Annotated in this window: 10 protein-coding genes; 5 read left to right on the top strand and 5 right to left on the bottom strand. The window is 49.0% G+C overall.

Annotated features, from left to right (window positions below; translation table 11 throughout):
* The coding region (locus L990_RS08985) for a hypothetical protein (RefSeq protein WP_197057264.1) at positions 1–1086 on the bottom strand (1086 nt) is incomplete at its 3' end.
* 184 nt (positions 1087–1270) lie between these two features.
* Between L990_RS08985 and L990_RS08980 the strand changes: the two genes are divergently transcribed.
* Complete coding sequence (locus tag L990_RS08980; protein ID WP_047447858.1) at positions 1271–2002, top strand: hypothetical protein; 732 nt, start codon at positions 1271–1273, stop codon at positions 2000–2002.
* Positions 2003–2110: 108 nt separating this feature from the next.
* Here the strand turns inward: L990_RS08980 and L990_RS08975 are convergent, their stop codons facing one another.
* The 4 genes from L990_RS08975 to L990_RS08960 all read right to left on the bottom strand — a co-directional run bounded on the left by L990_RS08975 (position 2111) and on the right by L990_RS08960 (position 4994).
* Complete coding sequence (locus tag L990_RS08975; protein ID WP_047447855.1) at positions 2111–2548, bottom strand: hypothetical protein; 438 nt, start codon at positions 2546–2548, stop codon at positions 2111–2113.
* Between the two features lie 31 nt (positions 2549–2579).
* Positions 2580–4118 carry a ribonuclease Y gene (rny, locus tag L990_RS08970; RefSeq protein ID WP_047447853.1) on the bottom strand — a complete coding sequence of 513 codons (1539 nt, stop codon included), beginning with the start codon at positions 4116–4118 and terminating at the stop codon, positions 2580–2582.
* A 271-nt stretch (positions 4119–4389) separates the two neighbouring features.
* On the bottom strand, positions 4390–4683 hold the full coding sequence (locus L990_RS08965; protein WP_047447851.1) for a cell division protein ZapA: 294 nt from the start codon (positions 4681–4683) through the stop codon (positions 4390–4392).
* A gap of 20 nt (positions 4684–4703) precedes the next feature.
* Entirely contained in the window at positions 4704–4994 is a 291-nt protein-coding gene (locus L990_RS08960; RefSeq protein ID WP_047447849.1) for a hypothetical protein, read from the bottom strand.
* Between the two features lie 254 nt (positions 4995–5248).
* Here L990_RS08960 and L990_RS08950 point away from each other — a divergent pair, with 254 nt between their 5' ends.
* From L990_RS08950 to rplS, 4 genes are all read left to right on the top strand, one after another.
* Positions 5249–6940: a M23 family metallopeptidase gene (locus L990_RS08950; protein WP_047447845.1), complete on the top strand. Its 1692-nt coding sequence runs from the start codon at positions 5249–5251 to the stop codon at positions 6938–6940.
* Between the two features lie 19 nt (positions 6941–6959).
* The gene (locus L990_RS08945) at positions 6960–7568 is read left to right on the top strand and encodes a hypothetical protein (RefSeq protein ID WP_047447844.1); all 609 of its coding nucleotides are present in this window, start codon (positions 6960–6962) and stop codon (positions 7566–7568) included.
* A 168-nt stretch (positions 7569–7736) separates the two neighbouring features.
* Positions 7737–9473: a dipeptidase gene (locus tag L990_RS08940; RefSeq protein WP_047447842.1), complete on the top strand. Its 1737-nt coding sequence runs from the start codon at positions 7737–7739 to the stop codon at positions 9471–9473.
* 170 nt (positions 9474–9643) lie between these two features.
* The gene (rplS, locus tag L990_RS08935; protein ID WP_047447840.1) at positions 9644–10000 is read left to right on the top strand and encodes a 50S ribosomal protein L19; all 357 of its coding nucleotides are present in this window, start codon (positions 9644–9646) and stop codon (positions 9998–10000) included.
* Positions 10001–10088 lie beyond the last annotated feature (88 nt).

Below are 10088 nucleotides of genomic sequence, written 5' to 3'. Positions count from 1 at the left end.
GTGGTCGCGCTGGTCGCCATAGGTCTTGTACTGCTCAAATAGCCTCGCAAAATCGGCATCCGTAGAAACGCCTCCGTTTAAACCTTGCATGCGCACGTATATCTCAGCATGAATGCTCTCGTGGATCAATGTTCTTACCAGTTCAATGTTAGAGCAAGACTCCATGTACTCTTGGCTGATCCTAATAATTACATTATTTGATTTGCCACTCTTATCTGTTTCGCATTGAGCATGAGTAGAGCCAGACACCAACATCGAGCTAGGCGATACCACAAACTTTAGGTTATGGGCACCTGCGGCTGTCTTCCCCCAGTAGTCCTTCAGCAGCTTCCCCACCACCGTGCTGGGGTCGTACATCGTGGTATTCGTCTTTCCCAGCAGCTTGGCCAAAATGCAGGCAGCCTTCGTATTCCTAAAGTTGGCATCGCTAGTGTCCACCTCCGGCTTTGGATCAGGATTAGACGTTCCATTAGAGTAACCGCCTCCTCTTTCTTCGAATGTATAGTCTGGCATACATAGATTTAATGTCCAACCTTTGTTCCCATCATGTATCCATTTCCATGGGGACTCGCGGTTTGCGACAACAACAACCTCTTCCAAATTAAACACTTCTTTTGTAATATCTTTAAAAAAGGATTGCTGAGTAGCAACTTCATACACACCTTTGAATCTACCATCGACATAACAATAGGCGGCTATACCTTTACCTTTATCATTGAAGAACACTAAGTATCCAGTATAAGTACTCTTATTTATTCTTCCTCCATTTAATTCAAGATAGTGATCGTCAGGTCGCACTTCGCAAAAATATACTCCAGCGCCCTCTCTATTTTTCCCAAAGCATAACACCTTCCATTTACTAAGAGGTATGCTAATAGTACTAATAGCTTCATCTAAATTTTGGTACACCTTCGCTCGCCCCCACTGCTCCTCCGTAAGGTTAAGCGTCGTGGCCGATTTCAGCCGCCCCTTACGCTCGGCGTTCCACTGCTTCAGCAGCACCTCCGCATCCAGCCGGCTTATCGGGTTGTACACCGGCTCCGTTGCGCTCTTCTCCTTCTCGCATCCGCTAAGGGCGCCCAGCATTACCCCCCCAGCATCAAAATAAACGTTAATGATCTTTTCATTGTATTTGTTTTAGTAAAATTTTCAGCGCGAAGTTAACAAAACACAAAAAACCCACTACTAAAATTAACTTTTTCGCCCCAATTTATGTTTGTATTTAAAATTTCCTTAATTTTAAGGAGTTTAACCAAAAAACTACCTAACTATGAAAAACCGTCTGTACAGTACCAGCGACGTCATCATGCTGATGGCCTGCACCTACATCGCCGAACGTGGAATCGAGCACCAGGCCCAGCTCGCCGCCCGCCGTCCCCAGTGGAAGGCTCCCTTCTTCACCAACCTCAAAACCCGGGCAACCGCCATCCTCGAAAACAACATCGGCATCGACACCCTAGCCCTGCTCAAGCAGGCCACCCACACCGTCACCACCACCACCGAGGCCGCACACCGGGGCCTAATGGAGCTCAAGCAGGAAATAGAGGTCGACTTCCGCAAAAACCCCGCCCGCAGCGAGTCCCTGCTCACCCACCTGGGCCTATCCGCCGTATCCAGCGCCAAAATGACCCAGTCCACCTACATCAAGGCCCTCGTTACCGTAAAAAATAACCTAACCCCCGAGGTCAAAGCCGAGCTCGTAGCCGCCGGCGCCAACCCGCAGGCCCTCGACCTGCTCGTATCGCAGGCCAAGCTCCTCATCGAGGCCAACGACATCCAGGAGAACGTTAAGGTAAACCGTAAAAGCATCAACGCCGCCAACGTCGAGGAGCTCAACGGCATCTACGACGAGGTCATCTCCATCTGCAAGCTCGCCTCCACCTACCTCGTAGGCAACAAGGAGCTGCAGGACCACTTCTCCTTCACCAACGCCCTCAAGGCCTGCGGCTATATCCCCACCAAGGCCAAGAAGGAGGACGACAAGCCCTCGCCCACCAAGTAGCCCGCTCCGCAAAGATCACCCGCAGGTGGTCTTTTTTTTTTATCCCCCGCCCGCCGCCACCGCCCACCATACCCCAGGGCACACCCCCAATCCAGCCTCCACCCGCCGCTACAGCCGCCGGCAGGCAGCCACCCCGTCCGCCACTACCGCCACGCTAAGTCGGCGTGCCCCTACCCTTACCCCAGCCGTCAGTCCCCCAAAACCAACCGCCAACCCCGCTCCCCGTACCCTCGGCAGGCTAAGGCGCAATGCGGGGATATCCGCCCCCGCCGCAGGGACATCAGGTCGGGCCGTAGGGAGCCCACCTCCTGCCGTAGGGAGTGCCAAACGGGGCGTAGGGACATCAAATCGGGGTGCAGGGAGCGTCAACCCTACCGTAGGGACATCCATTCGGGGTGCGGGGAGCACCATCCCTACCGTAGGGAGCAAAAAACGGGGTGCAGGGAGCAGAAGTCGGGGTGCAGGGAGCCCAAAGCGGGCCGAAGGGACATCCCGTAGGGCCGCCGGGAGCCCTACCCCCACCAACGCAAAAGGGGCTGCCAGCACTGGCAGCCCCTTCCATATCGTAAGGCAACAGCTACTTGGCGTAGCTAATTGCGCGCGTTTCGCGAATAACGGTAATCTTAACCTGCCCAGGGTAGGTCATCTCATCCTGAATCTTCTTGGCAATCTCAAACGACATCTTTTCAGCGTCGGCATCGTTCACCTTCTCGCTGCCCACAATCACGCGCAGCTCGCGTCCGGCCTGTATCGCGTAGGTCTTAAGCACACCGGGGTACGATAGCGCCAAGTTCTCCATCTCCTTCAGGCGCTTGATGTACGATTCCACCACCTCGCGGCGGGCACCCGGACGGGCACCAGAAATCGCGTCGCACACCTGTATAATTGGAGAAATCATCGAGGTCATCTCCACCTCGTCGTGGTGCGCACCAATGGCGTTGCAAATCTCCGGCTTCTCCTTGTACTTCTCGGCCAGCTTCATACCCAAAATGGCGTGTGGTAGCTCTGGCTCATCGTCTGGCACCTTACCAATATCGTGCAGCAAACCGGCACGCTTGGCCAGCTTGGCGTTCAAGCCCAGCTCCGAGGCCATAATGCCGCACAGGTTGGCCACCTCGCGCGAGTGCTGCAGCAGGTTCTGCCCGTACGACGAGCGGTACTTCATCTTACCAATCAGGCGGATCAGCTCGGGGTGCAGGCCGTGGATTCCCAGGTCAATCGCCGTGCGCTTACCCACCTCAATAATCTCCTCCTCAATCTGCTTCTTCACCTTCTCAACCACCTCCTCAATACGGGCAGGGTGGATACGGCCGTCGGTAACCAGCTGGTGCAAGGCCAGGCGGGCAATCTCACGGCGTACAGGGTCAAATGCAGATAGGATGATGGCCTCAGGGGTATCGTCTACAATAATTTCGACGCCCGTAGCGGCCTCTAGCGCACGGATGTTGCGCCCTTCGCGGCCAATGATGCGGCCCTTAATCTCGTCGCTGTCAATGTTGAATACGGTAACCGAATTCTCGATAGCCGCCTCGGTAGCCACGCGCTGTATCGACTGTATAACGATACGCTTGGCCTCCTTGTTGGCCGTCATTTTGGCCTCATCCACCACCTCGTTAATGTACGACATGGCCTGAGTCTTAGCCTCGTTCTTCATCGAGTCCATCAGCATATTCTTTGCCTCTTCGCCCGACATGCCCGAAATCTGCTCCAACTTCTCAACCTGCTGACGGTGCATCTTGTCCAGCTCCTCGCCGCGCTTGTCCACCAGCTCCATTTGGGCGCCGAGGTTGTCGCGGAGCACGTTCAGCTCCTTCTGCTTGCGCTGGTACTCCTCCAAGCGCTGGTTGATTTGAAGTTCTTTCTGCTTAATTTTATTTTCGGCCTGCAGGATTCTCGCATTCTTCTCGTTTACGACCTTCTCATGCTCGGCTCTCATCAAAAGAAATTTCTCTTTAGCCTGAAGAATCTTATCCTTCCTCAAAACCTCAGCTTCGGCTTCGGCCTCTCTTATTATCTTATCTTTTCGCTTGGTGATAACCTTGTTGAAAAGAACATAAGAGATAACGCCACCAACCACCAAGGATCCTATTGCAACTATTATGATAGTCGTCGTCATGCTCTTGTGTGTATATAGTGTTTAATTAATCTCACGTAAGTTCACAAAAAAAGCCCGCCCAGCGTCCCTGCATAGTTTGTCGAAAACCCCGTATTTCATGGGCGGAGTAACCAGTTGATTTGCGACTTCCAACGTCCTCCATAGAGGAATCCAGCAAGCTGGAGTAAGGCCTGTCCTACGTCAACACAGAGCAACTCCATTAAAGAATTAGTGTTGAGTTTCGCAACGTGCAAGGGTGCTGTGCGGGCAAGTTCTTATCAAAGATCGTGTGCTACTCTACTTTACTTAAGTAATCGTCAATCTCCCTATCAAGTTTTTCCAAATCCCCCAACAACGGAGAATCATCTAACTTATATTCTGTGTCTAGCATCTTTATCACAAACTGCAGTGCAGCCATGGCCATAAAGTCCTGTACATCCTTATCGGCGTAGCGCTGCTGGTACTGGGTAACCCTTTCGTTTATCATCTTTGCAGCCTTACGTATCTTCTCCTCGTCCGATCTCTCAATCTTCAAGGGGTAGTACCGGTCGGCCACATTTACTCGTATCGAAAGTTTATCCTCCATGCTAAGTTTATAATGCGTTTTTACTTATTGAGTAAGGCAATGCACTTGTCAATTTCCCGCACAATTTTGCTTATTTGTACTTTAGCCTCCTTCGAGTCATCCGACGATGAAAACGCCTTAGCCAGCTTCAGCTTCTCGTTTTCATTCATCAAACCTCGCACCTCCTTCTCCTTTGCCGCTAGCGCCTTTTCCAGCTCCGCTATCCGAAGTAAGGACTGGTCGTGCTTTTCCTTTAAGCCATCACATATGGATATGAGGCGGTAAACCTTCGCCTTTAGCCTAAAAACTATGTCGATTCGACTTTCGCTCATATATCCAATGTTTCGAAATACAAAACTACAATTACAAAGATAAAAATAAAAATCTCCCCTCCAATTTTTACGAAATAAATGATTTTATTCTTCATAAATTGACTTCTTTTGTAATCAAGACGCAGCAGACCACGGGCTATCGCAAGCCCTCTTTCGTTTTCGGTTCGAAAGTAAACCAGCAAGATGCACAAGCTGCTGCCCATTTAAACCTAGTGATGTTTGAGTTTTTAAACTCCCAAGAGCCAAGTAAGAGGATGATAAAGTTTAGAACAGCGTATTTGATCGTTGGGATTTTGCTGCCCGCCGCTACCGCCAATGCACAAACCACCCAAGCCTCTTTTGCGCCACCAATGCGTATCGAGCCCAAGCTCTCCGCCAACTTCGGCGAGCTCCGTAAAAACCACTTCCACTCCGGATTGGACTACCGCACCGAATCGAAGGTGGGCATTCCCGTTTATGCCGCCGAAGAGGGCTACCTGGTGCGAATATTTGTCAGCCCTGGCGGATTTGGAAAGGCCCTTTACCTTAACCACCCCAACGGCTACACCACCGTATACGGCCACCTCGACTCGTTTACCCCCGAAATTGAGCGCTACGTCCGCACCCGCCAGTACTCCGAAGAGAGCTTCTCCATAAACGACTTCCCCAACAAAAGCCTCTTCCAGTTTAAGAAGGGCGACCTCATTGGCTACAGCGGAAACTCCGGCGCCTCGGGTGGCCCGCACCTCCACTTCGAAATCCGCGATATGCAAACCGAGGAGACGCTAAACCCTCTTGGCAACGGGTACATCTACATCGCCGATAAGCTTCCTCCCAAGATAAAAAACGTGGTCATCTACCAGCAAGATACCATTAAAGGGGTTCCTGTCCCCTCCATCTACAAGGAAATTTCGGCGCGCACCAAAGACACCATCAGCGTTCCTAAATCCTTCTTCGTTGGCATCGAGTGCGCCGACTACATGCCCAACTCCACCAACGAATACCTCCCCAAGCGCATCGAAGTGCAGGTCGATAGCCTTTCGGTATACCTTTTCGACATCACCAAGTTTGCCTTCGACGAAACCCGCTTCATCAACTCGGTCATCGATTTCGAGCAGTTCGTCACTAAAAAGAGGGAGATCATAAGGGCGTACAAGGAGCCCAACAACACCTTTTCCGTGCTCGATGGCCAAAAGAATGCCGGAATGATCCGCTTTACCGATGGGCAGCCGCACAAAATATCAGTAATCGTAGCCGACAATAACGGGAACGAGACTAGCACCGAAATCTGGGTTAAGGGCAACGCCTCCACCAAAAGCACCAAAAGCAACCTTGCTGCTCGAATCCCAGCCTACTACAACAAAACAAACATTATAAGAAAGGCTGCAGCCAAAATAACCATTCCCGGAAAATCACTTTACCAAAGCCTGCTTCTCGACTACAAGGAAGAGGAAAGCCTCCTACCATACAGCAAGGTCGTAACCTTAGGCAGCAACCTTCAGCCCCTAAGTAAGCCCTTCGAAATAGCAATAAAGGCAGCCAACATCCCCGAAATTCTCTCAGAAAAGGTGTTTATCGCACGGGGTACCAACAGCGCCTACACTTCGCTAGGCGGCGCCCTCGAGAATGGGGTAGTTACAACCACTAGCAGCGAATTTGGCCGCTTCTTTGTAAGCATCGATACCGTTGCACCAACCATAAAGCCAAGGTTTACTCCTCAAAAAAATGTGGCCCCCTCCAACGGCATCCTCAACTTTACCGTTTACGACGATAAAACAGGTGTCGATGCCTACGACATCTACGTAGATGGGAAATGGGTAATTGGGGAGTACGATCCGAAGTACAACCTCATCTCGCTAAAGCTAGACGAAGACAGAATCTCCAAAGGCAAGGAGCATGAGCTGGAATTTTATATCTCCGACGGCGTCGGAAACACCAACTATTTCAAATGTTCTTTCTACTTTTAGGCTGTTAAAACAAGGTAAAATGAAAAAGCTAGCAATCATATCAACGCTCCTAATAGCATGCAGCCTAAAAGCGCTATGCTACGACTTTACCAATAAGGAGATGGCGCTTATTGGCTATAACCTTACGCTAAGTACCGAAGCAAAAGCTCTAATCGAGAAGCTCAACCCGAGCATCTTTGCAACGCCAAAAAGCGAAACAAAGTTTTGGTACCTATGCTACAACAGCGTAGAAACCTATATGAAAATGAAAGGAATAAATGCCTTCCCATACCAATGCTTCGACAAAAAAGCCTCCTACGACAGCTATGGATTCCCTAAAATAGCCGTTGCTTCGGCCGTAAAGACTGGCATTTCTAAGTTTTACTACAAGCTAGATATCGACATTTCTGTCGTTGAGCAATCAGAGGGGAAGGCTAAGCTATCCGTAAAAATGTGGCTAACGCCATTCAAAAGCCCGTCCATCATCCCCATGGATAAGCTCGATGTTGATGTAGAAACGGAGGTTACCCTCAACAACCAGTTCCTCGAAGGCTTCACTCGCCAAGCAGACGAAGTGGCGGAAGGAACATTGATGAGCGCAATGAACAAAGCTGCAGATAAGCTCACCAAAGTCATGATTCAAAAGTAGCGTAACAAATAAGAAGGATTTCGAGCCGAAACCCTTACGATCATAAAGAAAAAACAGCGGCAACCCAATTCATTTGAAAGCTGCTGTTTTTTTTTATTTTTGCCACTACACATTAACCGATAACTGCCGTAGCAGGGCAAAACAAAAAATGCTAAAAATTTAGCCTCGATGAAAATAAAAGTATTATCAATCCTATTGGCAAGTTCAATGCTATCCAGCAACCTTGCCGATGCCTGCACCAACTACATAGTAACTAAAGGTGCTTCAAAAGACGGGTCGTGCATGCTCTCGTACTCCGCCGACTCGCATACGCTTTATGGAGAGCTCTACTTCTACGCCCGTGGAATCCATGCTCCTGGCACCATGCGCAAAATCCACGAATGGGATACGGGCAAGTACCTTGGCGAAATACCAGAAGCTGGCCAAACCTACCAAGTTGTAGGTAACATGAACGAGCACCAGCTTGTTATTGGAGAGTCAACCTGGGGTGGACGCGAGGAACTTAGCGATTCTACCGGTCTAATCGACTATGGAACGCTTATCTACGCAACACTACAACGTGCAAAAAATGCTCGTGAAGCCATTAAAACCATGGCCGAACTTGTCGAAAAGTACGGCTATTACTCCTCCGGCGAATCAATCTCGATTGTTGACCCTAACGAAGCATGGGTATTCGAGATTATCGGCAAAGGGGTTAACATGGTTCAAGACAAGAAAACCGGAGCAAAGTACAATAAAAACAAAGGAGCGGTTTGGGTAGCCGTACGAATCCCAGATGGTTTCATCTCGGGCCATGCCAACCATGCCCGCATCACCAAGTTCCCCCTCGAAAAAGGGAACAAAAACTCCATCAGCTCCAAAAATCTAAAAAAGATATTCGAACCTCAAATTGAGTTCGTTTATGCTGCAGATGTAATCTCTTTTGCTAGAGAAGCCAAATACTTCACAGGAGCAGATGCCGAATTTAGCTTCTCAGACATCTACTGTCCGCTAGACTTCGGTAGCGCACGCGGCTGCGAAGCTCGCGTTTGGTCATTCTTCAGAGAATACACTGATATGAGCGCCTACCAAGATTATGCGCTTGGGCACAACCTAAAAAACAGAATGCCGCTATACGTTAAACCAGATAGAAAGCTCACAGCACAAGACGTTATGCACGCCATGCGCAACCACTACGAAGGTACCGTAATGGATATGACTAAAGATTGTGGAGCAGGTCCTTTTGGCTCTCCCTACCGCTGGAGACCTATGACGTGGAAAGTTGATGGCAATGAGTACACCAACGAACGCGCAACCGCAACACAGCAAACGGGATGGGCCTACGTTGCCCAATGCCGCTCTTGGCTTCCTGATGCAATCGGTGGCCTATACTGGTTTACAGTTGATGATGTTGCCAACTCTGTACATACCCCTATCTACGTATGTACCAACCAAATTCCAGAAAACTATAAAGTAGGTAACGGTAGCATGGTTAAGTACAGCCCAACTTCAGCCTTTTGGCTATTCAACCGCGTAACAAACGCCGTATACAGCAGGTACAGCTACATGTTCCCTGACCTACAAAAAGTTCAGCAGGAGCTAGAAAACACCTACACTGCCAACGTTGCCGAGACAGACAAAAAAGCATTGGAGTTGTACAAAGAAAATCCAGATAAGGCGGTAGAGTTCCTTACCGCATTCACCAATAGCACTGCATCCAACACCTTTAACAGGTGGAAGCAGCTAGATGAATACCTTCTTGTAAAGTTCATTGACGGAAACATCAAAAAAGAAAAAGACGGAAAGTTTGAGACCAACGGCTTCGATCCAAACTTCCCCGCATTCCCACTTCAACCTGGCTATCCAGAATGGTGGAAACGCTCGGTGAAAGATCAAGCAGGAGATATACTCAAAGTTGTAAAATAGCATAGAAGGAAGGGCCGACTATCGTCGGCTCTTCCTTTTTAAATTCGCTAACAGTTAATTATTTGCGTATCAAAAAAAATCACTATCTTTGCGGCTTCTGTGTGCAATCTCTTACAAGAACATGGGAGTCTGTAATATTGCCATAGGTAATCCTTAAAGTACTTTAAACAATGGACTTAATTAAAATTGCTGAGGAAGCATTCCTTCAACAAAAGGAGTACCCTGAATTCAAAAGCGGCGACACTATCACTGTTACTTACAAGATCAAAGAAGGTAACAAGGAAAGACTTCAAAATTTCCGTGGGGTAGTTCTACAACGTAGAGGTTCTGGTACAACCCAAACCTTCACCGTTCGTAAGATCTCTGACGGAATCGGAGTTGAAAGAATTTTCCCTTACTTCTCGCCTTTCATCGACAAAATCGAGATCAACAAGTACGGTAAAGTTCGTAGAGCAAGAATTTTCTACCTACGCGCTCTTACAGGAAAGAAGGCTAGAATCAAGGAAAGAAGAGTTAACCTTGGCTAGAAAAGAATTAAAACCGGATTTCATCCGGTTTTTTTTATCGTAAGCCTTGCAGATTCGAAAAACTTGAGTACTTTTGCAACGCAATCGC

Origin of the sequence: Alistipes sp. ZOR0009 (assembly GCF_000798815.1) — a bacterium.
GTDB lineage: Bacteria > Bacteroidota > Bacteroidia > Bacteroidales > ZOR0009 > Acetobacteroides.
This window is presented reverse-complemented; position numbering and strand designations above follow the sequence as displayed.

What these genes read in the sequence shown, in the direction of transcription:
- L990_RS08980 (WP_047447858.1), top strand. Translation starts at nt 1,271, where the DNA reads ATGAAAAACCGTCTGTACAGTACCAGCGACGTCATCATGCTGATGGCC.
- rny (WP_047447853.1), bottom strand. Translation starts at nt 4,118, where the DNA reads ATGACGACGACTATCATAATAGTTGCAATAGGATCCTTGGTGGTTGGT.
- L990_RS08965 (WP_047447851.1), bottom strand. Translation starts at nt 4,683, where the DNA reads ATGGAGGATAAACTTTCGATACGAGTAAATGTGGCCGACCGGTACTAC.
- L990_RS08960 (WP_047447849.1), bottom strand. Translation starts at nt 4,994, where the DNA reads ATGAGCGAAAGTCGAATCGACATAGTTTTTAGGCTAAAGGCGAAGGTT.
- L990_RS08950 (WP_047447845.1), top strand. Translation starts at nt 5,249, where the DNA reads ATGATAAAGTTTAGAACAGCGTATTTGATCGTTGGGATTTTGCTGCCC.
- L990_RS08945 (WP_047447844.1), top strand. Translation starts at nt 6,960, where the DNA reads ATGAAAAAGCTAGCAATCATATCAACGCTCCTAATAGCATGCAGCCTA.
- L990_RS08940 (WP_047447842.1), top strand. Translation starts at nt 7,737, where the DNA reads ATGAAAATAAAAGTATTATCAATCCTATTGGCAAGTTCAATGCTATCC.
- rplS (WP_047447840.1), top strand. Translation starts at nt 9,644, where the DNA reads ATGGACTTAATTAAAATTGCTGAGGAAGCATTCCTTCAACAAAAGGAG.